The sequence below is a fragment of the Streptomyces sp. NPDC046900 genome, assembly GCF_040644975.1.
Classification (GTDB): domain Bacteria; phylum Actinomycetota; class Actinomycetes; order Streptomycetales; family Streptomycetaceae; genus Streptomyces.
Genome location: NZ_JBEYXD010000104.1, coordinates 1 through 24441, shown reverse-complemented (window position 1 = coordinate 24441; position 24441 = coordinate 1). Strand labels below are relative to the sequence as shown.

The following is a 24441-nucleotide window of genomic DNA, read 5'->3' as shown; positions in this document are numbered from 1 at the left end:
CCGCCTGAGATCAACTGAACGAACCGCCGGATGCGAGGCCCGCATGTCCGGTGGTGTGGGAGGGGGGCCGGGAGAACCGGCCTCCCTACCCGATCTTCTCTCGGCTGCTTTGACCCGCGCAGGTGCACGGGTCTGCACTGTTGACCTTAGCCGGGGGGTTTCTGGTTCTCGATGTACTCCTTCACCACGGCGAGCGGTGCACCTCCGCATGAGGCGGCGAAGTACGAGGGGGACCAGAAGTGTTCGCCCCACACGTACTTGCGGATGTGTCCCGGGAACTCCTGGCGCAGACGCCGGGCGGAGATGCCCTTGAGGGAGCCGACCAGCCGGGAGAGGGCGACCTTCGGCGGGTAGTGGGCGAGCAGGTGGACGTGATCGGTCTCGCCATTGAACTCCCGCAGCTCCGCACCGAAGTCGGTGCAGACGTCGCGCATGACCTCCTATGCAGCGCGTCAGGATCTCGCCGGTGAACGGTTCGCGCCGGTATTTCGGCGTGAAGACCAAGTGCGCATGCAGCGTGTAGACGGCGCTACGGCCTCTGCGGAGATCGGAGTTGGGCTCCCATCGAGGTGACAGAGAGCAATGTTACGATCACGCCCGTGAAGATCGTGACGCAGGTCAAGCTGATACCGGACGCCGCGCAGGCATCCGCGCTGTCGGCGACCCTGCGCACAGTCAACGAAGCGGCCAACTGGGTCTCCGAGGTGGCGTTCGTCAACGACGTGCCGCGTGAGTACGAGTTACGCAAGCACACCTACGCCGAACTAAAGACCCGTGGCCTGGGGGCGCAGGCGGCGCAGCATGCGATCAAGAAAGTGCGTGACGCGTACACCACGCTGCACGCCAACCTGCGTGCCGGGAACCTCGGCCGGAAGGGCTCCAAGCGCCGGATCAAGGCTGAGTCCAAGCCGATTACGTTCCGCCCTGATGCCGCGCAGCCCTACGACGACCGCTGTTTGAGCTGGCAGTACGACACCCGAACCGTGTCCATCTGGACCACGCAGGGCCGGTTGAAGGGCGTGCGGTTCGCCTGCTCGGCGGGCGCGCTCAAGACGCTCCAGCAGTACCGCAAGGGCGAAACGGACCTGATCGAACGCGACGGCGTGTTCTATCTGATCGCCACCTGCGAGGTTCCCGAAGCCGCCCGTATGAACCCGGCGGGTTCACCGGCGTGGATCTGGGCATTGTCAACATCGCCACCACGTCCACCGGCTACCAGGCCGCTGGCCGCCACCTCAACCGATACCGCAAGCAGCAGCGTGCCCTGCGGGCCAAACTCCAGAAGAAGCGCACCAAGTCCGCCAGGCGACGGCTCAAGGAACGCTCCCGCCGCGAACAGCGGCACGTGAAGAACACCAACCACATCATCGCCAAGACGATCGTGACCGAGGCTGAACGCACTTCAGACAGGACAGGCGTGGGCCGGCGGCCCCGTGCTCCCTTCGCACGCTGCACGGGGCCGCCCCACCTCAGGCTGGCCGTGCATCCAGAGGGAAGCACACCGTTGGGCCCGTACCCGCCTGGCTTCCGCCGACCAGGGCGGCCACCTGACCAGGAGACATCCGCACGGGACCGATGAAGGGAGACAGCCTCATGCCTCGCCCCACACCGGCCTGAAACCGCGGATTGCAGCCGCGTACCTGCTGTTCGCTTAGGGGCCCTTCGACCCGGCTGCCACCCAAGAGGCCGATGCTTCGCTGAGGTGGCTGGCCAAGTGTCGACTGGTCATTCGACGTTGACGCCGTGGGCCCGGGCGAGTCCGTCGAGGCCGTCGGCCCAGCCTTGGCCGATGGCGCGAAGTTTCCAGACGGGCAGGCCGTTGGTGGTGTGCCGGTACAGCTCGGCGATGACCATCGCGCGGATGTCAGGGTCGGCGGGCGGCTCAAAGGTCCAGGCGGCCCCGGTGACGCAGTCCATGTGCAGGGCTGCGTGGGTGAGGGCGCCGCAGGTCAGACCAGTGTCGACGTCCATGTTGATGGCGATCGTGACGCGTTGGACGTGGGCGGGCAGGGCGGCAAGGTGGAGGGCTGCGCGTTCGACGGTGTGCGGGCCTTCGGTCTGCTTGCCCAGCAGGCGGGCCGCGCCCTGGGCCGCGGAGGGCTGGTGATAGAAGACGAAGTCCTCATCGCAGGTGACCTGGCCGTGGGTGTCGGTCAGGAAGAGGGTGAGGTCGGCGTCGGCGCCGGCGAAACTGAAGGCGATGAGCAGCCCCTGCCAGGCCTCCTCGGGCAGCACCAGGTTCTGCCCCGGCGCAAGCGCGGTCGCAGCAGCTCGGCTTGGAGGCGCAGGAGGGTGGGTGGGCGCTGTGGGAGCGGACGGCGGCGTCAGCGAAGCGGTCTGGCCCTTCCACTCGGCAAAGGGGCGGATCCGATAGTGATCCGGCAGGGGAGCGGAGGGCGCGGTGGGGGCGTTGGCGCGCAGGTCTGCGTCGAGGCCGGCCAGCGTCGCATCGCCGGATCCGGTGTCGTCCTGGGCGTGGTCGAGGAGGCTTTGCAGGCCGGACAGCCGGCTGGTGTCCAGGGGTTTGATGGAGCTGGACAGGTTTCCGGAGGCGGTAGTGGTGACCGAGCAGGCGACGTCCTGCCCGATGTCGAGGAACCGCAGCGCGTCGCTCGCCTCTCGCCAGGGGCCGGCTTCGATGGCCTGGCGGGTCCAGCGGCCGTAGGCCACGAACCCCAGACGCTGGGTGTCCGGCAAGCGCGTGAGCACGGCCAGGTCGATGGCCGTGATCCCGGGCGCGACGGCGAATGCCTCCTTGAGCGTGGCCACGATGTTCGACCCCATGGAGGTGAGCCACCACAGGGTGCGGTCCCGCTTGCTGAGGGTCTTGAGCGTGGGCCGTCCGCTCGAGGTGATGGCGGGCGTCTGGTCGGGCAGCGAGTCGATGTCCTGCTGCCGCATCACCACGGACAGCACATGCCCGTCCACTCCCACCGCGCACCCCGCGGCGGGGTTGTCGGAGAAGGCGTAATTGACCACCTCGCATACGGTGGCCTCGTCGTTGGCGAGCAGGTCCTGCCACCACTGATCGGCCTCGGTGGCCAACTGGCCGTGGACCGCGTGCAGGCGGCCCTGTTCGGCAGCCAGGTAGGCGGGGGCGTCTTCCTCGGCCCTGCGCTTGGCCGCCGCCCGCTCGGTGCGGGCGAAGACTCCCAGCCCCGACAGGTGGTGGGCCTGGGCCTCTGCCAGGGCCCAGGCCAGGCCCAGTTGCGGGGGCCCCGGCACCGCCGGCGGCCGGGCCGGCGTGAAGGACTGCAGGTGGACAGTGGTCGTCTGCCGGCGCAGCTCCTGCAACTGGGCGATCGCCGCATCGCGGTCCGCCTCCTGCTGAGCTCGCTCGGCCTGCCTGCGGGCCCGCTCCAGCTGCGCCGCTGATGGGGCGATGGACCGCGAGCGGGTCGTACGGCTCGTGCTGGTGCGCCGGCGCCCTCCGCCCAGGGAACTGGAGGCGTAGAACGGGCCCACTCCGGAGGACAGCCGGGTGCTGCCGCTGCCCATACTGAGCCGCGCCGCTCGGGGTCCCACGGAGGCGCGCACGCCCCGGGTCGAGACCCGCACGCTCATCCCGGGCACACCCACACGAAATCCGAAAGCCATGATTTCTCTCCGTCCTCGCCTTCGCTTGCGCGCCGCGCTGTCCTCGGCGCCGTTGACGCTCCGCAGTCACCCTCCTGCCGCCCCACACCACCAGGCCGCGCATCGTTTCTGCGCAATGCGTGATGGCGCGCGTACCGACGCGCCTTCCCCCAGCACAGCGCCATGTCGCGCGACCACAGCTGTAGGGCCGTCGCCCCGCAGTTGCGCCGCCGCGCCGGCTACCTGTAGAAGACGGCAACACCGCCGTGATGGGAGCAGGCTCCCTGGTGATGGGCGGCGTAGCTGTAAGTGCCGTCGTTGCACAAGGCGGTGGCCCCGGCCGGGTGGGACGTCCCGCCGCCGGAGCTCGACGAGCCACCCGACGTCGAACCGCTGCTGCTCCCCGAGGAGCCCGCACTTGACCTGTGCGTGGCCGGCGACGCGGGCTTGGCCGTCTTGGTCACAGTGATGGTCGGGGCCGGTGCCGGCGACTTCGTTACGGTGACCGTCGGGGCCGGCGCCGGGGTCTTCGTGGCGGTCGCGGTCATAGTGACCGTAGGGCGCGGGGCGGGACTGGCCGCGCTGGGATCACTACTCCCGAACGCGGCACCGACCGCCAGCAGTACGAAGGCGCCGCCCCACACGCGCTTGCGCTTGTACAGCGGGCGGATATCGGGCATACGGACAGGCTCAGGCGGACGGACAGCCCACGGGCCGGGCTGGTGTTGATTCACGCGACGATCCCCCCACAACGATGCATCCGGGCGCACCACGGTCCGGGCAGGTTGAACACTTTACAAATCCTCCCCATAGGCTTCGCAAGTCCCATGCATATTCGGGATGGTGGCCGCCCCGGAGTTGGTGAGGACGACTCCGGCAGCGGCGAGGGAGTATGGGGAGAAATGCCTTGACCGGCGCACTACCTGCGCCAGGGCAGGGCTGGTGCGCACCGAGTCCTCTCCCGACGTCGACGACCTCGACCGTGCGCTGCGCAAGCTGTTGTGCGCGATGCGCGGCCTGGTCTTTGGTGACCGGCCGCCGGCGCCAAGACCTCAAGCCGGGATGCCTGATGCCGACCCGTGGGCATAACGAGGACAACCACGCCGCGCCGAAGTACGGCGGGAAGCTCACCTACGACCCGCACAAGACGATCATCCGCCGCGACACCTGCCGCCGCGCGTACGGGCCCACCGACTGGACCCAGCTCGACGCCGCCGGCGGCCTCATCACCCTCCCGCTCACCCTCACGGCCGCCCAGGAGGCCCCAGTGATCCGTATCCAACACCAGCCCGGCGACATCGGACTGACCGGCATCACCGGCCCCGTCGGCCGGCTCATCCAGATCGGGCAGTGGCTCAACGGCGACGGCTTCGGCCCGTACGAGCACGCCTTCATCGTGCTGCCCGACGACCAGCTCATCGAGGCCGAGCCCGGGGGCGCCCAGGTCGTCCCGCCGTCCGAGTACGACGACCGCCAGGTGTTGTACGTGTCGCCGGCCGAGCTGACGCCGGCCCAGCGCGAGGCGATCGTCTCCTGCGCCCTCAAGTACCGCGACGTCCCGTACAGCTTCCTCGACTACGCCGCGCTCGCCGCGCACCGCTTCCACCTCCCGGTGCCCGGACTGCGCACCTATGTGGAGTCGACCGGGCACATGATCTGCTCCCAGCTGTGCGACCAGGCGTACAAGGACGCCGGCATCCAGCTCTTTGACGATGGACGGTGGGAGGGCTACGTGACCCCCATGGATCTCTACAACCAGCTCGCCGACCCGACCCGATGAACCGCGGGGTACGACATCCCGCGTCACAGCTATGCCACCGGGGATGTCAGTCCCCGTGACATCATGCGCTCTTGAAGCTCGTCGGGTATATCCGCGTGGACCTCACCGCCGGAGAACGTCGATCTCGGGATGTCGCCGGCCTGCTGATCCACCACGACAACCGCTCGGTTTCCCCCTGAGCTCATCGCCCGGGAACGGCTGCTGGTACAGCTCGCCGCCAGGGCACCCACCTCCACTCAGCCGATGCCAGCTCCGGCTCTCCCAATCAACCACCGCTACCTGCATCGCCGTTGGGCCCCTACCCCACCCGGTTTCAGCCGACCAGGGCGATCACCAACAGGTGGAGTGCGCGAGCCGGACAACGGCCCGCGGTGACCAGGGCCTTGGGCCTGATCAACGTCATGCTTCCGGCGCCGGGAAGGCGGGGTGCCGAAGTCGGCCCCTTTCACCCTGGCGGGGACTATCCTCAAGCCGCCGATCCGCGCCGCATGCTGCTCTGCCAAACTCGAAGGCATGCCGAAGAGCCGTGGCCGCCGCACGTCGAGCGGCGGCAAGAAGTCAGTGCGCCGCGCGCCAGGCCCTCTGCGGTTGTCGGACCGTGTGCTGCGCCAGGCCCGAACCCTGAACCTGCAGGACAGGGATGTCCTTGCCGTGGAGGCGTGGGCGAGTGGCTGCCTGGGCGAGGCGTGGCTGGGCGCCGGGATGACGGAGCGAGAGCCGGAAGTGCTGCTGTGCCGTGAGGTGGTGGGACGGGCTTCGATAAAACCGTCCCCGCATGGCCTGGCCGCCGTGGCCGCGCTTGAGCGCGTCGCCCCGTCCGCCGGCTACTCACTGCTGCAGGAGACGGTGGAGACTCTCTCCGGTTCGCAGCCGCTGCCGGCGTGGCACGCGACCGGCCCGCACCGCCCGGTGCGGGCCTGGTGCGCGGTGGACGTGTGGGACAGCGAGCGGGTGCTGTTCATCGACTACGACGGCCCGGTCCCGCACACGCTGATGGCCTACATCGGCGAGGTCGGCGGCACGCTGGTGGACAAGTTGGCGCTGCTGGAGCCACAGGCGGCCCTCGCCTGGGAGGGGACACGGGACGAGGACGAGGTGCCGATGCCGCTGGCCGAGGAGGACGCGGCCGAGGTGCTCGCGGATCTCGCCGCGGCGCTGCGGCTGACGGACATGACCTGGCCTCGGCACGACGATGAGGATGTCGTCGGGCTGCGGGCACTGGCCTGGGCACGCTGCCGCGACCACCTGCCCGACTGGCCCGAGCACCGGCCACTGCCGGACGGCGAGCGGGCCCATGTGCTGGATGCCTTCGCCCAGTTGGGCGCCCCTGCGGCGGAGGAAGCCGACACCGTCCGATCGCTGGCCGAGCTGTTCTTGGACTACGCAGAGAACTACCTCAGCCGCGGGCCGCTGTGCTGGAGCCCCGGCCAGGTCGCCCTCTTCCTGGAGGACTGGCTGCCCCGCAAGGCGGTACTCGATCAGGCACACCGCCTCCTCCTGCCCGATGTATTGAAGCGATGGGTAACCTTCGCGCTCGCCGAACGCGGCGTTAAAGAGCCGTGGATCACTCCCGTCGTCACCGCCATTGATGCGCATGTGCCCGCCTTCCGCGCAGCCTTCGACGACGAGGAGACATGGGGCCCGGCCAAGCAGATTGCGGCCGCCCTCGCCGCGCGGGACGTCGACCTCACCGACCGCGATGCCGTCGACGCCGCTGTGCGCGCCCTGAATGCCGAACGGCTCGCTCAACAGCTCATGGACCGGCCCCGGCCGCCCGGCTCCTGACGCACGCCCTGGCACGAAGCGCGCAGCCCCTGCGGCTCGGGACAGCGGAACACACGGCAAGAGCCGTCAGGAAGAAGAAATAGTGGAACGCAGCGATCCCCCCACCCCCACGGTGGTGCCCCAGATCGCCACGTCGGTGGCACGCAGCGGGGACCTCAAGAGCGAACTGGTGGCCTTCGCACAGGGCCCGCGCTCTGCCCAGCGGTTGGATGCCCGACTCGATGAGACAGCGGACCGGCTCGGCTTCCTGGACGAGGCGACCGCTATCGACACCATTGACCACTTCGTGCTGCAGCACCGGCTGGGGGACGGCTCGACCGTCCTCGAGCGGTTTACGGCTCAGCGGCGGCCGCCGCTTGGCGAGGACGAGCGGGCGATGCTACTCGGCTGGCGCGACGTGGTGGAGGGAGTCTTCGAGGTCAAGGGCTTTGAAGGGGACGCCGTCGTCCTGCACGACCTGCTCGATGACCTCGTCTACCGGGTCCACTCCAACCTGGGGCGGCGTGCCCTGGGCAAGCTCCGCACCGAGATGTTCGTGGCCGCCCGCATCGTGCCCGTGCACCCCGAAACGACGCCTGACTGATCAGCGGCAACCTCGCCACCTACCCGCCCGGCTACGGACCGCAGCTGGCACGGGTTGCAGTCCGCGGACACCGTCGCCGTGATCTGTGACGAGACCGAAGGCCTGTCCTACTACGCCGACTTCGCCCAACTCGACGCGCTGTTCGCCGATCCCGCCTTGGCCCGTGACCGCACCTACCTGGGCCGGCTGCGGGAGTACCTGAACGACGACTCCGTTGCTCCCATGGTCATCCGCCGTCTGGTCCAGCGGCATCCCGACAACGCCGATGCCGTCTTCCGTGCACTGCTGCGCAAGCCCACGTTCGCCTGGGAGCGGGACGGGGAGGAGCTGCTGCGCCGCCGCAAGGCGAAGCACTTCGCGCATGAGCCTCTGCCAACCGTCACCCCGGTCGGCGACCGCCTCGCGGAACTCCTGTGCAGGCACGGGCGGAAGAGGCAATGAGACTGTCCACCGTCGAACTCGACGCCATGGTCGCCGAGGCGATCGTCGACGCCTGCGACGAGTACGAACAGCTCGCCGCCTTCCAGGCGGTCATCGAGGGCCGCCCCCGCTCGCCCAGCCTGGTAGGACAGCTCCTGGGTGAGCGACGCCTACTCTCCTGGAGGCAGGGCGTCGCCCCTCCGGCTCAGTCGGCTGAGGATCGCGCGGGCTTCCTCCGCAGCCCTTCTTCCCTGGCCCGGGTCGACTTCGGCCGCGGTTCACGGGCAGGGGAAAGGTGCCTCGAGGGCCAAGAAGAGGTTTCCGGCATACTGCCCGCATGAGCCTGCCCGCCGTGCGCGCGTCTGCCTCTGCACTCGTGATCGCGCTCCTCGCCCTCTCCGGCTGCCGTGCCGAGACCCCTGACAGGGCGGGTTCGGCGTCCCGCAGTGCCGAAGCCGTGGCTCCCCTCGCGGACTCGGCGGTGGGGGCGGCGCTGGCCAACCGGTCCGGGCATCCGTACTCGGCGCGGTTCGTGACGACTGGGGGCGTCCAGCGAATGGCGGGCTTCCTTAACCTCGGCGCCCGTACCAGTGGTTAGTTCGCCATCTCCTCGGTGTCGCCGGACCAGTACAAGGAGACGCAGGAGGTGCTGCTGCCCGACCACGCCTACCTGCGGCGTGTGAATGACCGTGGCGAGACCGTCAAGGGCTGGTGGCGCGACCCCCTCACGAAGGCGCCGCCCGGCAACCAGATCGTTGAAATGCACACGATGGCCCGTCTGCTGGCCCGTCAGCCCGCCAACGCCCACGCGCGTCCGGTCCGAGCCCCGTCCGGCGCGACCACCTACCGCCTCACCGGCTGGATCGACACCGCCGCGCTCAAGGACACCGACCCAAGGACGTACGTGATGCTCGCGCCGAGGCCCGATGTCCCCGGGGCAAAGGGCGTCAGGTGCACTGCTTGGGTCGACATGCAGGGCCGGGTCGTGCGCTTCGACGAGGACCTCGTCTACCCGGACGGCAGCGAGTACCGCAGCGTCACAACCCTCACAGGGTTCGACGGCCCGCTTCCCGTCCACCCACCGCCACTCCTGGTACTGCACCGCGTTGACGAGCCTGGGCAGCCTGCTGAATCCCCCCTGCCCGCCGCAAGCGCCAGCGACCAGACGACGGCAGGCCCTGGCGAGGCCTGTGCCCGGTGCGTCCGTCCCGTGGGACGGGCGGATCATCTGCAGGCGGTGCGCGGACGTCCCGCGGTGCGGGCTGCCTGGGTCCCGCCGGCCTGGGTGATCGTGGCAGCGGCGTCCGACGCGGCCGTGCCGGAGGGCGAACAAACACGGGGGATGCGACCGAGCCGTTCCGGGGTGGCATGGTCAGCGGTCACTCGTTCGCCCTGCACAGCATGCGGAGTCAGGGAGAGCCTCCTACTGTGCCAGTGCCCCGCTCTGACAGGACGGCAGACCGCGCTTCCTTCGCACGCCGCGCGGGACCGCCGCAGTTGAGGCAGGGAGCTCCGCATCGCGGAGAGCACCTGGCGATGGGGACCAACCAACTCTCCTCTGACTCCCCCTCGCGCACTCCGTCACCCCGGGAACTTCATTTCGTCGGTACCGCACTTACGGATGGGATGGCCGCAGCGCGTGTGATCCGGTTACCTGCTCGGCCATCGGCACCAAGGGGCCTGCGTTGTCGACGACCTCGGCCAACTCCCCGGCCGACTCGGAGGTCAGGCGGTAGAACCCTTCGAGGCTGACCGAGCGCTCGAGACGGCCATTGACCACGTGCTTCAGACCGTGAGTCCGGCCTTGGCTATTACGCCAGGTAAGCCCCGCCAGTAGATCGCCGGGGATCGGTATGTCGAACCGTACGGGTGTCGCCTCAACGTGCACCGGCGCGGCGCCACAGCCGTCGGCACCGAGCATCGACCAGTCGCCGTGACCGGGGAACGCCGGGTTCTGCCATGTTGCAGGGGAGGTGCCGCAGCAGTCGCGCCGCTCCATGTCGATGACCCGCATCCGGCTGACCACGAAAACGACATATCGGTTGACGTGCAGCGCGTACACCTCGTCCCCAACGCGAGCACCCGACCAGGCGGGCAGGGAGGAATGGACGCCGCTGAAGGCGACCGGCGGCCGCTCTCCCACGCGATCTGCCTTACGCAGGGCACGGCACGTGTCATGGGTCCACAAGACGGTGAAGGCATCAGACATGCGGTGATCCTACGAACGGGGACTGACAGTCTTCCGTGGACAGCAACCTCCTGCAGGCACCGGGCACGTGCAGGGTGCCATGGCACCCACGAAGAAGACGAACACGTCGGATTGGCGCTCGTTGGGCGGTCACCAGCGGCAACAGGGTCGACTCGAACGTATGCAACACTGCGGGCACCATCCGCTGTTACAGGGCACAGGCAGCACCCGAAGAGTCCGCGTGCGGGTGCCGAACGGCCTGAAGGGCTGCAAGGGCCGGCTCTAATGAGAGAGACGACGAGGAGTCACGTGAGGCGTCACCTGTTCCCGACCACGCTGCAGCTGGCCGGGTTCACTTTGCTGGCACTGACCGGTTGTGCCGGGGCGCCCGCCACGTCCCACACAACCCCTCCCTCTGCCACGGCCGCTCCCGACACCCACTCGGCGGCGCCCGCCACGTCCTCGGCATCCCCCGTGCCTGTGAAGCCCGCGCACGGCTACGACCCCCACGCACACGCCGCAGCGGGCATCACGGCCGCCCTCACCGCAGCGAAGAAAGATGGCCGTCCCGTGCTCATCGACTTCGGTGCCGACTGGTGTATGGACTGCCGTGTCCTGGGCGCGCGCTTCCAGGAGCCTGGGCCGGCCGCGATCCTGGCGAAATACCACGTGGTGACCGTGGACGTCGGCGAGTTCGACCGCAATCTGGATATAGCCGCGCGCTACGTGAACCTGCAGACGAGCGGCATACCGGCACTGGTCGTCCTGGACCCTGCCTTCGGCCGGATCAAGGTGGCGACGAACCAGGGCGAGTTTGCCAATGCGCGCACCATGTCGGCCGACCAGGTCAAGGAGTTCTTGAAGCGATGGGCATAGCCGCCCGGCTCCGAGCCGGCGGAGCGAACGCGAGCGTGGCGCTCATGCTGGCGACCGCCACCCTCCCGCTCACCAGCTGTGCGGGAGTGGCGAACACCGGTCCCGAAGCCGTGGCTGCGCCGTTCTCGGACGGGGGCGTAGCTGTGTCGGTCCGAGTGCAGTCCCGCGACGACGGCTTGCGGGTTCTCGCCGACCTGCGGCCCGAGCGGGCCGGCTTCCACGTGTACAGCCTCGCCCTGCCCGACGGTGGCGTCGACGGGATCGGCATCCCGACCCGCATCCGCACCGAGGGCGCACTACGGCCCGCGGGCCCGGCGACCACCGACGCCCGAGAGCGAGTGCTGCGCCCCGAGGGCCTCGACGTCCGGCTGCCGGTCTATCAAAACGGCCGGGTCACCCTGGAACTTCCCGTACGGCGGGTCGAGGGCACGGACCGCGCGTCGGTATTCCTCACCTACGGCGCGTGCAGCGAACGCGAGGGCTGTCTGCCGCCCGTTCGCGACCGTGCCGTGACCCTGCAGCTCCGGCCAGCGGGCTAGCTAGGGGGCCGGGGATGGGGACCTGTCTGGCGCCACTGTGGCCGTCAGCTTCACGCACGGCGAGCGCTGGCGGTGGAGACTCGGGGGCGGGCCGAGTCATTCCGCTTCCAGTATGGCCCTTCTGCGGCATGGCCAGGTGGTGAGGCGGGACGACGAAGGCCTGTTCAGCCCTTCAGAGAGCTGAACAGGCCTTGCCATGGCCGGAACCGGCCGGATCCGTCGTCAGGCGGTCGCCGCCGCGAAGATGTGGATGATGCCGCCATTCGTCGTGGCGGGCAGTGTCACACTCGCGAGCTGCTTGCCCGCCTGAAGCGCGATGGGCGCGGTGGTGAAGACCTCCGTACCCACCGGGTCCTTGCCGCCACCCTGCACGTCACGGTACGGGGTGTGGATGGCGATCGTGTTGCCGAACGACGGCGTCTGCGAGCCGCCGCCGAGCGTCCAGTCGCTGAAGCCGATTTCGGCCTGCTGGGTGGTGCCGTCGGTGTATGTGAGCGTCGCCGTACCGCTCGCCGCGCCTTCCGCCGCACTGCCCAGCAGACTCAGCTTCGTGGCGCCGTCGGTCGCGGGTACGGCGAGAACCTGACCGCCCCCGACGACCTCGATGTTGTCGGGTTCACCAGCGGCCGCCGCGGGCCAGGTGAAGTCGAACCCGCCCGAGGAGACCGTGCTTCCCGGCTTCACCCCGGCGGCGGCGAGCGCGGCGGCGGAGTAACTCCAGCCCTCGCCGTCGAAGTTGGCCTGCGGGTTCGCGTCGTCCGCCGAGATACCGTTGCTGTTGACGTTCCAGAGCATGCTGTTCTTCGTGGCGACGGTCACCGAGGCGGACGTCTTCGGCAGCGCCGTACCGGACGACGACGTCAGCGTCACCGGGATGGTGTAGAAGCCCTGCTCGGTCCCGGCGCCCGCGGAGACGGAGATCTTCGCGCTGCCGGAACCACCGCTCGGCACCGTGAAGTCACCCTGGGACGGTGTCACCGTGATGCCGGCAGGCGGGGTGGCCGTCCAGTGGACCTGGGTCTCCTGGTCCTGGAGTGCCTGCACCTTGACGGTCGTCGCGACGGCCTCACCGCCGGGCTCGGCCTTGAGCTTCGCCGGGGTGACACCGGTGAAGAACTTCACTCCGCCGCCCGGGAACGACGGCGGGGCATCGGCCTTGGCGCTGCCCCACGAGGTGTTGGGCTTGGAGCCGAGCGTGTAGTCCAGGGTGCCGCCGTGGGTGACGAACGAGGCGGGGACCCACGGCTTGTCGGACTTCTTGCCGTCGGTCTTCAGGCTCTGAACGTAGATGTTGTCCGCCGACGCCGCCGGCGCGTTGACCGTGATGGTCTTGTCGTTCCCGGTGTGGATCACGGCGTGCGGGAACAGCGGCGCGGAGAGCACCATGTCGGCGCGGCCGGGCACCTGTGGGTACATGCCCAGCGCCGAGAAGACGTACCAGGACGACATCGTCCCGGCGTCGTCATTGCCGGGTATGCCGCCGGGGGTGTCGGACCACAGCTGGTCCATCTCCGCGCGGACCGTCTCCTGCGTCTTGTAGGGCGTTCCGAGGTAGTTGTACAGGTACGGCGCATTGATGTCGGGCTCGTTGGTCGGGTCGTAGCGCGTGCCGTCCTTGGCCGAGAAGTCGAAGGCGCCGTCGGGGGTGCGGAAGAAGGAGTCGAGCCGGGTCACCGCCGCGTCGTTGCCGCCCATGGCGCTGGCGAGTCCGGCCACATCGGAGTACACCATCCAGGTGTACCGAGCGCTGGTTCCCTCGACGAATCCACTGCCCGTGCCCGGGGTGAACGTACCCGCCCAGGTGCCGTCGGACTTGCGGTCGCGGATGTAGCCGCCCTGCGGGGTGGCGTTGGGGTCGAAGACGTTGGTCCAGTTGCCGGAGCGGGCCAGGAACTTCTTCTCGTTGGCGTGGTCGCCGGTCTGGCCGGCGAGTGTGGAGATGGCGAAGTCGGCCGCTGCGTCCTCGAGCGTCTCGGCGGCGCCGCCCCAGCAGTGGCAGCCGTCGGAGGGCACGTAGCCGAGGGACAGATACTTGTCCAGGGCCGGACGTTGACCCACACACTCGACGTTGCAGCCCGCGCTGTCGGAGTCGTTCGCCGTCGGCACGGTCGCGGCGGTCACGAGTGACTTCAAGGCGCCCTTGACGTCGAAGTCATGACCGCCGAAGGCGTAGATCGAGGCGAGTGCCGCGTCCGACGGGTCGCCGGACATCACGCTCGTCTTGCCGTTCTCCAGCAGCCAGCGGTCCCACTCGCCGCCACGCTGGTTCGCGTAGTTGAACAGGGACTGCGCGTAGTCGCTGCCGGCCTTCGGGTTCAGCAAGGTCATCAGCTGTACCTGGGCGCGGTACTGGTCCCAGCCGGAGAACGTGCCGTACTGCGCCTTCTGACCGTTGGCCAGCTTGTGAGGCTTGCGGTCGGCGCCCAGGTAGCGGCCGTCGACGTCGCTGGTCAGGGTCGGCTCCAGCATCGAGTGGTAGAGCGCGGTGTAGAAGGTGGAGCGCTGGGCGTCAGTGCCGCCGCCCACCTCGATCTTGCTCAGCGCCTGCTTCCAGGCCGATGCGGCCTGGGACTTGACGGAGCTGAAGGACCTGGCGGGCGGGTTCTCCGCACGGAGGTTGGCCTCCGCGTTCTGCGGACTGACGTAGGAGATGGCCACCTTCGCCTGGACGTCGGTGGTGCCGCTCGGGAACGTGATGTATGCGCCCGAGCCTTTGCCGGCCACCGGGTTGCCGGACGAGTTGAAGCCCGTTCCGCCCTGGGCGGAGGTGGAGTCCGCCTGCACGGTTCCGTCGGTCCAGGTGCCGACCTTGGCGAACGGCGTGTCGAAGTGCGCCGTGAAGTACAGCGTGTAGAGGTCCTTGCGGTTGTTCGCGCTCTGCGGGCCGCAGAAGTTGCCCGCGGTGACCGAACCGGTGACGGTCTTGTCGGCGGCGTTCACCTGCACATCGGCGGCGGTGCTGCCGCTCTCGGAGTTGGACGTGCGGAACAGCATGCTGGCGGGCTTGTCGGACGGGAAGCCGAACCGACCCGAGCCGGTTCGTTCGGTGGCCGTCAGTTCGGCGGAAGCACCGCTGTCCAGGCCCACCTTGTAGTAGCCGGCTGATGCGGTCTCGTTGGCATGGGAGAAGGTGCCGGCGTACTTGGAGTCGGTGGTGTCGGCCGTGGGCGAGGAGTCGACGTCGCCCACGTACGGCATGATCGGGATGTCTCCGTTGGCTCCGGAGCATCCGACGCCGTTGAGATGCGTGAGGCTGAAGCCCCGGATCTTTGTCGCGTTGTACTGGTAACCGCCCGGAGCGGGTGTCGAGGTCTGATTGCCGCGGGAGTTCTGCGGGCTCCAGGCCAGCATGCCGAACGGCTGAACGGCACCGGGATAGGTGTTGCCCGCGTTGGACGAGCCGATCAGGGGGTTGACGTAGGAAACGGGATCCTTGACCTCGCCTCGGTCCGGCGTCGCCGAGGCGGGCGTGACGGTCAAGGCCACCGCCAAGGCGGCCATGGTGGCCGCCGCGACGGATCCGAGAGCTCGTCGTCTATGACGAGCCCGGCCCTCCACATGAGTCTGACGAACCAATGAGCCTGACACCGCTTTTGCCCTTCGTGTCTGATGAAAGGTCAGGACGCACCAGGAGCACGCGCGTCCGCTCTCCGTTCCGAACTACTGCCGACAACGTTGTCAATGAACGCGAGGATGCTCCCCCCGTATTCGGGCGGTGTCAAGGGTGCCGAAATCCGGTGTCCAGCCCTGCCGTTGTCGAAGATCGCATCGGTGCTGGTGGGGGCTGGTGTGCCGGGTTCGAAGAAAGTCGCGCGTGGAGCCGGGGGAGGGCTGGCTGGGCGGAGCCGCCGGGTCGACCACCACGACTCGCGCCAGGTCGCCCTCATGGGGAGGGAGGTTGCGGGGCTCGGGCTCTCTGGGTGAGGTCGCCGCTCACCGTGATGCTGCCATGCCTCGTCGACGCGCCGACAACGCTTGTCGCCGTCGTGACATGTCGCCGATGTGACTCGTGATGCCGTACTGGCAATGGAGGCCAAAGAGTCGACGTGGCGCCCGTCCATCTGCATGCGTGGTCCGACCTCGCCTCTGGTGCAGTTCACTCGGCAGGTGCGGTAGCCATGCCCTCCGCGTGCCGGGCTGGATCCCCGGGCGCGGAGGCGGCGGCTCAGCGAGGAGGCACCGTCAGCCGGTGGCCGGCGTGAAAGACACCGGCAGCGCCTTCGGGCCACGAGTGAAGACTCCCTGCTCGACCGGGTCGAAACCGTCGGCGAGACGGAGGTCGGGCATGGCATCCAGCAACTGATTCACGCCCACCTCAACCTCGGCCTTGGCCAGCAGCGCGCCTACGCAGAAGTGCCGGCCGAGCGCGAAGGCGAGGTGGTCGGCGGCGGCCGAGAATGCCGAGGTCGTGGTGAGGTCCTCGCGGAAGATGTCGAACGTGTCAGGGTCGCGGAAGCGCTGCTCGTCCCGGTTGGCGGCGCCGATGAGGCAGGTGACGGTGGCGCCGGCAGGGAGGGTGCCACCGGTGAGCTCGACGTCGGTCGCCGACTGCCGCATGATCATGTGGACCGGCGGGGTGTAGCGGAGGGTCTCCGCGAAGGCGGCGGGGATCAGGTTCCGGTCCGCGCGGACTGCCGCCCACTGGTCGGGGTTGACCAGCAGGTTCGCCAGGATGCTGGCGATCGCCTTGTCGGTGGTCTCCCCGCCGGCGGCCAGGAGCAGGCTGCAGAAGGGCTTGATGTCCTCGTCGCTCATGCGGACGCCGTCGACCTCGGCGGCACACAGCGTGGACAGCAGGTCGTCGCCCAGGTTGTCGCGCCGCTCACGGATGATCGGAATCATGTACTCGGCTAATTCCACCCGGGTGCGCTCGCCCGCGGCGGCTACTTCTTTGTCGCCCGAGAGGTTGCCGAGAAAGGCGATGACGGCCGTGTACCAGCCGTGGAACCGGGCATGGTCCGCGTTGTCCAGGCCCAGCATGTCCGCGATGACGTTGACCGGAAAGCGAGTTGCGTAGTCCCTGACGATGTCGGCGGACCCAGTGTGCCGGAAGGCGTCGATGAGCTCGCGGGAGTTGCGCTCGATGACCGGCAGGAACCTGTCCTGCAGGTCGCTACCGCGGAACGCGGGGGCGACGAGAGCCCGGCGCACCGCGTGCTCACGGCCGCTGAGCTGCAGGGATCGTCTTGCCGTGTACCGGCTCGAGCTGCCAGTCGTAATTGTTGGTGGTGAACTGGGCCGCCTTGTCCTTGAAGACGGCTTCGACGTCCTCGTAGCGGGTGATGATGAAGCTCTGGGTGGCCTCGTGCCAGATCAGAGGCTGTTCCTTCCTCATCACCGCGTAGGCGGAGTAGGGATCCGCAGCGAACTCGGGCGAAAGGATGTCGGGAATTGCCTGGGCAGTGGACACGGAACTCCTTGGGTAGATGCCTGCCGTCAGACGCCAGGTTATGGATCTTTTGATGTCTCAAACAGCCCAGCACCAGCAGGAGTTGAACTTCATATGCTCTGCAGTCGACACCATCACGCCACGGCCGCCACCCACGTGTCCCGCAGGTTGAACACCAGGGCGTTGCCGGATCGCGGTCAGGACAGCGGGCGGGAAGTCGCTCACGTGCGTGTTCTCCTGGCCCAGGACTTGTCCTGTCGGTCAGGTGCGGAACTGGATGCCGAGGTTGCAGCGAGTCCGGGCCTGACGTGCGCTCCGGACGCGATCGTCCTGCGGGCCCAATGCCGGTGCGGATTAGTACAGTTGCTGTGTCGGCCGCGCCCGTGCGGCCGGATCCGTTCTCGAAGGAGCCCTTAAGGTGCGTATACGAAGACGTGCGGCGGGTGTCGCGCTCATCCTGGCGGCCGCGTCGTTCAATCTGCTCGGTGCCCCCGGCACGGCAGCGGCACAGCCCCAGGGTGGCATCGTTCTGCCCGTGCGCTCTCACTGGCAGACCCTCGCCGACAGCCGCCATGTGTACGTCAGCGCGCCCGGCGACGACGCGGTCCTGGCCACCGACCACGACGGGCAGGTCGTGAAGAAGGTGGAGGGTCTCGACGGGGCGCGGGGCATGGCCGAGTCGGCCGACGAGTCCACCCTGTACGTGGCGCTCCCGGCTGCTGACGCGATCTCGGTCATCGACACCGCGACCTTGACCGAGACGCGGCGCATCTCAACCGGGGCCGGCACCGCACCGGAAAGCCTCGCCCTCGCCGGCGGCCGGCTGTTCTTCGGCTACCAGGCCGACCCCTTCTACGCCGGCATCGGGTCGGTCGCCATCGCCGAGGCGACCCCGACCGTCAGCCTGGATGACAACCCCGTCTGGTACGGCAAGCCGCGACTCGCCTCGTCGCCGGGCGCACCCGACCGGCTCGTCGCCGCGGAGAGCCAGGGCGCCGCGGGCATGCGCGTGTACGACGTGAGCTCCGGCACGCTTCAGGAGACCGCCTACACCGGCGCCGTCGGCGATGTCGAAGACGTGGCGGTGACGCCGGACGGCAGCAGTGCGATCACCGCGAACGGCTCCAACTACTACCACCAGCGGTGGCGTCTGTCGGACCTGACGGAGGAGGCCCAGTACGACACCGGCCCTTATCCCAACTCCGTCGCTGTCGACTCCCACGGCACGGTCGCCGCGGGGATCGTGGGGGGAGGGGAGTGGGACGTCTACATCTATCGTCCGGGTGAGACCGCCGCGTACCGCACGGTCGCGTTGTCGCCGGGGTACGCGGATCTGCTCGACCGAGGCGTGGCCTGGGCGCCCGACGGCAACAGGCTGTTCACCACCCGCTTCCCCTACTCGGGCGAGGTCATTCTCGACATCGTCACCGACATCGCCAAGGCATCCAGCACGATCACTCTGTCCGCCCCGCCGACGAACCCCGTCGGCACGCCGGTCACCGTGACGGGGAAACTGACCTCGCTGGCCCCCTTCCCCAAGCACAGAACGATCACGGTGACGCGCAACGATGTGCAGCTGCCGGATGTGAAGGTCAGAGGAAACGGCACCTTCAGCTTCAGTGACACCCCTCCCGACTGGAACACGTATCCCCAGTACACGGTCACCTACGCGGGCGACGCCCAGCATGTGCCCGGCACGGCGACCGTCATGGTCGAGTTCGTCGGCTGACCAGGCCGGGCAGATTGCCCGAGCCCGTCACAACGGTGTGGGTGTCTCGGAGGCCCCCCACACACCTGGGTGTCGCCGAAGCCGGGCGCCGCACTTGCCTGAGAAGGCCAAGTGCCGCGCACAGTTGCGAAATGCCCGCCGGGACCGGGCACAGACGTGGCGCCGACGTCAGGTGCGTGACGCACTCGAGGGGTCCCGCCTGGTCTCGGGGCCCCTCGAGCGGGTGCGGCGTTCGAAGGGAGGGGGATCGAACAGGCGCACCACCAGGACCAACGAACCACGCCCGCACCGGTCACGGCGACGACCTTGAGTCGCGGCATCCGCGAGCTGCGGATTGGAGCGCTCAGACGGGTTCCAGGAGGTCCACGACGGACAACCCGGTTTCGCCGTCCACGAGGCTGAGGGCGTACTTCGGCACGCGCCGCGAGGTCGAGCGGATCGAGGCCTGCGGCGTAGGCGGCTTGGACGATGCGGTCCGATCCCGCTCCGACCAGCGGAGCGGCCGTGCGCAGGGAGGCAGCCAAGACGACACCCTGGGTGGCTCCGCCGTGCAGGATGGTGTTCCGGGTCCGGTACAGCCGCCGCAGCGCCACACGAAAAGCACGGGCGACGTCCACCGGCACGATCCGCGGGTTGTGCACCAGGTCGGTCATGGGCTGCGCGGCGGGCGCGTCCGTGTACTTCGTGGACGCGCCGGTGAAGTCCAGCACGCCGGCACCCCGCTCACGCAGGGCGTCCGCGACGAGGCGGGCACGCTCCTGGTTCATTCCGCAGTCCGCGATGTTCTTCGCGAGGTCGTCCGCGGCACGAGGCTTGTGCCGGTGGGCGAGAGCGGTGAGCTCGGCGCGCGGCCAGGAGCAGGCAATGATGGCAGCCATCCGGTCAGCCGCCACGGCTTCGCCGGACCGCTCGTTCTCCGACTTGGGACCGTCCGGGTGTGACAGCAGCGATTCGACAGCTGCCCAGGCGCCCGCGACGGCTGGGGCCAGCGGCCCTCGGTTGACGGCGGCGGCCAGTTCGAGAGTGTCGTCGATGCGGCTGCGCCGCCCGGCGACCGTGTACAGATGTCCCTCGTTCACGAGGGTGAGGACGCCCGCTCCGCGTGCCGGCGGATCCAACGGGATGGGCTGCGAGTGCCCGGCTACCCAAATCTGGGGGAGCGGGACGACGCCGCCGCGGTCCCGGCGCAGGAACTGGGAGCGGGCCGTCATCCGCTCAGGAGCTGTCGGGCCTGCTCAGCAGCGCTGAATGCGTCCAGCGCAGTGAACTCGTACACGAACCCGCCGCCGGCCCGGACGCCCGCCGTGACGTGCCGGAGCGGTACGGCTCCTGGCACACGCTGCACACCCGCGTTCGCCGGTACTGCGCAACCGGGGAAGCCGAAGACGCTCTCTTCACGCTGGGTGAACCGCTGCCACTGGAAAAGGGCCCGACGGGAGCAGTTGGGGCTGTCGCCGGCCTGGGACGAGGCGGCCGGAGACGATGAAGCCGCGAGCGAATGGAAATCGGCCGCGTTCCATCTCGCTCCCGAGATTGAAAAGCTGTCCTGGGCGCCGGCACCCTCACATTGACGGCGGAAACGCGGGTGCGCGGCACCGGCGTCCTCGCCCTCACCCCGCAAGCGCTGAGGCTGGACCCGTCATCTGAGGGCCGCCGACATCAGGGCGTTATGGAACACCGGCGAGACGGACCGTGTGGCCGTCGGTGTTCCAAAACCCGCGTCAGGGTGCCGAACCAGTCTTTGCGCTTGGGCAACCCCAAGGCAGGAACCCGCCCCAAGAAGGCGCTGAGGTTAAAACCCAAGCTAAGCGGCTTGGTCGAGGTTCGCTTCGGTACGGCCGTGCCCGATAGGGGCGCGCCGGGATCAGCGGCGCACTTCGCCGCGCCCGCTTGGCGCCGCAACCCGAAAAGCAATGGCCGCTTGGGCTCGGGGCCACATACGTTCGCCTCCATGGTTGACGCAACTTTCGGGCATCCGCGCCTCGCCGCCATCTACGACCCACTCGATCCGGACCGCAGCGATCTCGACGCGTATCTCGCGATGGCGGAGGAGTTCGGGGCGCGGTCCGTGCTGGACATCGGGTGCGGTACAGGCGTGTTCGCGCTGCTGCTCGCCGAACGCGGGATTACGGTCACCGGGATCGATCCCGCGCGGGCGTCCGTCGACGTCGCGCGTGGCAAGCCGGGCGCGGAGCGGGTGCGCTGGCTCGACGGCGACGCGGGGGACCTGCCGCCCATGCAGATCGACCTGGTGACGATGACCGGGAACGTCGCCCAGGCGATCGCCGATCCGCAGGCGTGGCGTACGACGCTGCGCGGCGCGTACGAGGCGCTGCGGCCCGGCGGGCGGCTTGTCTTCGAGACGCGCGATCCGGCGCAGCGCGTGTGGGAGGAGTGGGCGGAGTGGACGCGCGAGACCACGTACCGCATGACGGACATCCCGGGCGTCGGTCACGTCGAGACCTGGGCCGAGCTGACGGACGTGAGCCTGCCGCTGGTGAGCTTCCGGGGTACGCACGTGTTCGCTGCGGACGGAGACGTACTGACCTCGGAATCGACACTTCGCTTCCGCGAACGTACGGAGATCGAGCGGGACTTGCACGAGCACGGCTTCGTCGTCGAGGACGTACGCGACGCACCCGACCGGCCGGGCAAGGAGTTCGTGTTCGTGGCGCGGCGCGGTACCGCGGAGCCCGCCCCTCCCGGAATGCCCTAGGGAGCGTGCGCACCACACAGCGGCGGGCAGACGGGACTTTGAAGACACTCTCTAGCCCAGAATTCCACGGTCGTAGGCCACCGCCACCGCCGCCGCCCGGTCCTTGACGCCCAGTTTGGCGTAGAGATGCGTCAGATGGGTCTTCACCGTGGCCTCGCTGATGAACAGCACACGGGCTATCTCGCGGTTGGACATGCCCTTGGCCACGAGCGCCAGCACTTCGCGTTCGCGGACGGAGAGCGGCTCGTTCCCAGGGGCGCGCACCGCCGAGACCAGCCGGGAGGCCACTGCCGGGGACAGCACCGTGCGGCCCTCGGCCGCGGCCCGTACCGCGGTGAAGAGTTCGTCGCGCGGCGCGTCCTTGAGCAGATAGCCCGTCGCGCCCGCCTCGATGGCGGGCAGTGTGTCCGAGTCGGTGTCGTACGTCGTCAGGACCAGGATCTTCGCGCGGGCGCCCGAGCGGGTGAGCGTGGCTATGGCCTCCACCCCGCTGCCGCCCGGCATCCGCAGATCCATCAGGATGACGTCCGGGTCGAGTTCGGCGGCCAGGGCCACCGCCTCCACACCGCCCGACGCCTCGCCCAGGACGCGGAACCCGGGGGCGTTCTCGAACATGCCGCGCAGCCCGTCCCGAACGACGGGATGGTCGTCGACGATCAGCAGGGAGACGGTCGTGTCATCGGTCATCGCCCACCAACGGTACGCGAGCCGAGACCGCCGTGCCCTGTCCTGGCTCCGACTCGAGGACGAGGGATCCTGCTATGCGTTCGGCACGGGCCCGCATGCCGTGGAGTCCGAAGCCTCTGGTGCCGGTGCGTTCCGGGAGCCGGTGCGGATCGAAACCGCGTCCGTCGTCGCGGATGTCGAGACTCACTTCGTCACCCATGAAGCTGAGTGTGACTCCGACGCGGGTGGCGCAGGCGTGACGGGAGGTGTTGGAGAGTGCCTCCTGCGCGATACGCAACAGTGTGGCGGACACCTCGTCGTGGAGTGACACCGCGGTGCCCGTGACCGTGAACCGGGCGTCCACACCGGTCCGTTCGGCCCACTGGGCGACCGTCTTCTCCAGTGCCTCGGGCAGCCCGGCGTGCTCCAGGTCGACGGGGGCGAGGTTGTGGACGGAGCGGCGGGCCTCGCCGAGGCTGTGCCGGGCGAGCGTGGCGGCCCGGTCGAGATGGGTGCGGGCCACCGTGAGGTCGGAGGCGCCCGCGACTACCTGGAGCTGGGCGATGATCCCGGTCAGGCCCTGTGCGATGGTGTCGTGGATCTCGGCGGCGAGGCGCCGGCGCTCGTCGGCGACCCCGGCTTCCCTGGCCTGGACGAGGAGTTGGGCGTGGAGGGCCGCGTTCTCGTCGAGGGCCTGCTGTAGGGCCGCATTGGTGCGTTCGAGTTCGGCGATGGTGTCGCTCTGCACACGGGCGCGTTCGTCCTCGTGCGCCGCGATGCGGGCGAAGACGGTGAGCAGACAGAGGTTGACGCCGAGCAGCACGCCGAAGCCGAGCCAGCCGACCCCGCCGTGCGGCGGCATGCCCCCGGCCTGCGAACCGGACATCGTGACGGCGGTGGCGACAAGGCCGTATTTCACCAGGCGCTGCGGCAGCAGCCGGTTGGCGCCGAAGTAGCCCGTGACGGCGAAGAGTGCGAAGAACGGGTTGAGCCAGCTGAGGGCGAAGCCGAGCACCCAGCGGACGGTGTAGTAGGCGACGCCGGCCCGGGAAGGTCCGGTGCGCCCACGGGACACCCTCCCCCACACCCACTGCAGGACGAGGGCCGCCGCCACCATCGCACCGGCCGCGTACCTGGCTCCGGTGGTCATGCCGACCGCGTCCGCGGAGACGATCGAGGTCAGGGTCCCCCCGGCGAGGAGACCGTACGGTCCCCACCGGTGCCAGGCCGCCCAGCGCTGCTCCACCGCGACCGACCCGGGGGCCGACCAGGCACCGACGGCGATGCCCGGCACCTGTTGCGTCTCGGCTGTCATACGACCAGTCTGCACAGCGGGAACCGGCCTCACTCCCAGCGGAACCATCGTGCGGCCAGGGCCGACAGGAGCACCGTCCACGCGGCGAGCACGCCGAGGTGGCCCCAGCCGGGCCAGTCGCCGGAGGCCGCCTGGCCGAGCGCACGTGCGGCCGCCCCGAACGGGGTCAGCTCAACGACCCGGGCCAGTGTGTGCGGCATGGACTGCACCGGCAGCCACACCCCCGCACAGAACATCATCGGGAAGTACACGGCGGACCCGATCGCACCCGCGATCTTCGTCGTACGGGAGACGGCCGAGACCACCGAACCCAGCGCGAGGGCGGCGAGGATGGCCAGGACCAGGGCGAGGACGTATCCGGCGAGTTGCTGCGGCAGACGTACATCGAAGGCGAGCCGGCCCACGGCGAGCGCGAGCAGCGTGGAGACGAGGACAGCCAGTCCGTGCACCAGCATCTGCGCGGACAGCAGGGACGAGGGCCGCACGGGCGTGGTGGACATCCGGCGCAGGATGCCGCGCTCGCGGTAGCCGGTGAGGGCCTGCGGCATGGACTGCACCCCGGCGGTGATCATGGCGACCAGGACCACCACTGGGACGTACAGATCCACGAGCCTGAGGCCACCGAGGGACTTGTCGCTCTCCCGGAAGGCCGGGATGGAGCCGAGGATCACCAACAGCAGCGTGGGGAACATCAGGATCCAGAAGATGCCGCCGGGTTCGCGGCGGAAGAGCCGTACCTCCGTGCGCAGGACGGCCGCCCGCGGACGCGCAGTGGAGAGGGTCGAGGTGCTCATTAGAGGACCATCCCTTCTGCAGCCCTCATGGGTGGGGTTGTGACCTCTCGGTCCCGGTGGGTGCATGGCCATGGGTGCGCGCCGT

19 protein-coding genes and 3 pseudogenes are annotated in these 24441 nt (G+C 69.1%); 12 read left to right on the top strand and 10 right to left on the bottom strand.

Annotated features, from left to right (window positions below):
• Nucleotides 1-146: 146 nt before the first annotated feature.
• Nucleotides 147-576: pseudogene (gene tnpA, locus ABZ904_RS44450) on the bottom strand (IS200/IS605 family transposase).
• A gap of 23 nt (nt 577-599) precedes the next feature.
• Here tnpA and ABZ904_RS44445 point away from each other — a divergent pair.
• Nucleotides 600-1402 (top strand): annotated as a pseudogene (locus ABZ904_RS44445) (transposase); the annotation flags it as partial.
• A gap of 323 nt (nt 1403-1725) precedes the next feature.
• Here ABZ904_RS44445 and ABZ904_RS44440 read toward each other — a convergent pair.
• Nucleotides 1726-3597 carry a TerD family protein gene (locus ABZ904_RS44440; RefSeq protein WP_361006026.1) on the bottom strand — a complete coding sequence of 624 codons (1872 nt, stop codon included), beginning with the start codon at nt 3595-3597 and terminating at the stop codon, nt 1726-1728.
• A 218-nt stretch (nt 3598-3815) separates the two neighbouring features.
• Complete coding sequence (locus tag ABZ904_RS44435) at nt 3816-4256, bottom strand: DUF3761 domain-containing protein (RefSeq protein ID WP_361006023.1); 441 nt, start codon at nt 4254-4256, stop codon at nt 3816-3818.
• A 389-nt stretch (nt 4257-4645) separates the two neighbouring features.
• Here ABZ904_RS44435 and ABZ904_RS44430 point away from each other — a divergent pair, with 389 nt between their 5' ends.
• From ABZ904_RS44430 to ABZ904_RS44400, 7 genes are all read left to right on the top strand, one after another.
• Complete coding sequence (locus tag ABZ904_RS44430; protein WP_361829802.1) at nt 4646-5356, top strand: hypothetical protein; 711 nt, start codon at nt 4646-4648, stop codon at nt 5354-5356.
• A 513-nt stretch (nt 5357-5869) separates the two neighbouring features.
• Entirely contained in the window at nt 5870-7141 is a 1272-nt protein-coding gene (locus tag ABZ904_RS44425) for a hypothetical protein (protein ID WP_361004174.1), read from the top strand.
• An 82-nt stretch (nt 7142-7223) separates the two neighbouring features.
• Nucleotides 7224-7724 carry a hypothetical protein gene (locus tag ABZ904_RS44420; RefSeq protein ID WP_359410388.1) on the top strand — a complete coding sequence of 167 codons (501 nt, stop codon included), beginning with the start codon at nt 7224-7226 and terminating at the stop codon, nt 7722-7724.
• A gap of 54 nt (nt 7725-7778) precedes the next feature.
• Nucleotides 7779-8165, top strand: coding sequence for a hypothetical protein (locus ABZ904_RS44415; RefSeq protein WP_361829799.1), 387 nt, complete (start codon nt 7779-7781; stop codon nt 8163-8165).
• Nucleotides 8162-8485 carry a hypothetical protein gene (locus tag ABZ904_RS44410; RefSeq protein WP_359410386.1) on the top strand — a complete coding sequence of 108 codons (324 nt, stop codon included), beginning with the start codon at nt 8162-8164 and terminating at the stop codon, nt 8483-8485. The genes ABZ904_RS44415 and ABZ904_RS44410 overlap by 4 nt, the downstream gene beginning before the upstream one ends.
• Nucleotides 8482-8742 (top strand): hypothetical protein, encoded by a 261-nt coding sequence (locus ABZ904_RS44405; RefSeq protein ID WP_361004170.1) that lies wholly within the window; start codon nt 8482-8484, stop codon nt 8740-8742. Before ABZ904_RS44410 ends, ABZ904_RS44405 begins: the two co-directional genes overlap by 4 nt.
• A 15-nt stretch (nt 8743-8757) precedes the next feature.
• A complete protein-coding gene (locus tag ABZ904_RS44400) occupies nt 8758-9645 on the top strand; it encodes a hypothetical protein (RefSeq protein WP_361829797.1) in 888 nt (295 codons plus the stop codon).
• A 114-nt stretch (nt 9646-9759) separates the two neighbouring features.
• Here ABZ904_RS44400 and ABZ904_RS44395 read toward each other — a convergent pair whose 3' ends face one another.
• Nucleotides 9760-10353, bottom strand: coding sequence for a hypothetical protein (locus ABZ904_RS44395; RefSeq protein WP_361004164.1), 594 nt, complete (start codon nt 10351-10353; stop codon nt 9760-9762).
• Nucleotides 10354-10641: 288 nt separating this feature from the next.
• On the opposite strand from ABZ904_RS44395, the gene ABZ904_RS44390 reads away from it, so the two are divergent.
• Complete coding sequence (locus ABZ904_RS44390; protein WP_361829795.1) at nt 10642-11208, top strand: thioredoxin family protein; 567 nt, start codon at nt 10642-10644, stop codon at nt 11206-11208.
• Nucleotides 11199-11747 (top strand): hypothetical protein, encoded by a 549-nt coding sequence (locus ABZ904_RS44385; protein WP_361004159.1) that lies wholly within the window; start codon nt 11199-11201, stop codon nt 11745-11747. The genes ABZ904_RS44390 and ABZ904_RS44385 overlap by 10 nt, the downstream gene beginning before the upstream one ends.
• A gap of 222 nt (nt 11748-11969) precedes the next feature.
• Here ABZ904_RS44385 and ABZ904_RS44380 read toward each other — a convergent pair whose 3' ends face one another.
• Nucleotides 11970-15248 (bottom strand): GH92 family glycosyl hydrolase, encoded by a 3279-nt coding sequence (locus ABZ904_RS44380; RefSeq protein WP_359410381.1) that lies wholly within the window; start codon nt 15246-15248, stop codon nt 11970-11972.
• A gap of 681 nt (nt 15249-15929) precedes the next feature.
• Nucleotides 15930-17157, bottom strand: a pseudogene (locus tag ABZ904_RS44375) (cytochrome P450).
• 397 nt (nt 17158-17554) lie between these two features.
• On the opposite strand from ABZ904_RS44375, the gene ABZ904_RS44370 reads away from it, so the two are divergent.
• Nucleotides 17555-18865: a hypothetical protein gene (locus ABZ904_RS44370; protein WP_361004156.1), complete on the top strand. Its 1311-nt coding sequence runs from the start codon at nt 17555-17557 to the stop codon at nt 18863-18865.
• Here the strand turns inward: ABZ904_RS44370 and ABZ904_RS44365 are convergent.
• Nucleotides 18802-20076 carry a hypothetical protein gene (locus tag ABZ904_RS44365; protein WP_361829792.1) on the bottom strand — a complete coding sequence of 425 codons (1275 nt, stop codon included), beginning with the start codon at nt 20074-20076 and terminating at the stop codon, nt 18802-18804. The two genes, ABZ904_RS44370 and ABZ904_RS44365, sit on opposite strands and share 64 nt — an antisense overlap.
• A 740-nt stretch (nt 20077-20816) precedes the next feature.
• Here ABZ904_RS44365 and ABZ904_RS44360 point away from each other — a divergent pair.
• On the top strand, nt 20817-21581 hold the full coding sequence (locus ABZ904_RS44360) for a class I SAM-dependent methyltransferase (RefSeq protein ID WP_361004154.1): 765 nt from the start codon (nt 20817-20819) through the stop codon (nt 21579-21581).
• Nucleotides 21582-21632: 51 nt separating this feature from the next.
• Here ABZ904_RS44360 and ABZ904_RS44355 read toward each other — a convergent pair whose 3' ends face one another.
• From ABZ904_RS44355 to ABZ904_RS44345, 3 genes are read right to left on the bottom strand one after another with little or no spacing between them, the layout of a single operon-like run.
• Nucleotides 21633-22268, bottom strand: coding sequence for a response regulator transcription factor (locus tag ABZ904_RS44355; protein WP_361829790.1), 636 nt, complete (start codon nt 22266-22268; stop codon nt 21633-21635).
• A complete protein-coding gene (locus ABZ904_RS44350) occupies nt 22258-23562 on the bottom strand; it encodes a sensor histidine kinase (RefSeq protein ID WP_361004148.1) in 1305 nt (434 codons plus the stop codon). The genes ABZ904_RS44355 and ABZ904_RS44350 overlap by 11 nt, the downstream gene beginning before the upstream one ends.
• Nucleotides 23563-23591: 29 nt before the next feature.
• Nucleotides 23592-24356 (bottom strand): ABC transporter permease, encoded by a 765-nt coding sequence (locus ABZ904_RS44345; protein WP_361004145.1) that lies wholly within the window; start codon nt 24354-24356, stop codon nt 23592-23594.
• Between the last annotated feature and the right edge of the window lie 85 nt (nt 24357-24441).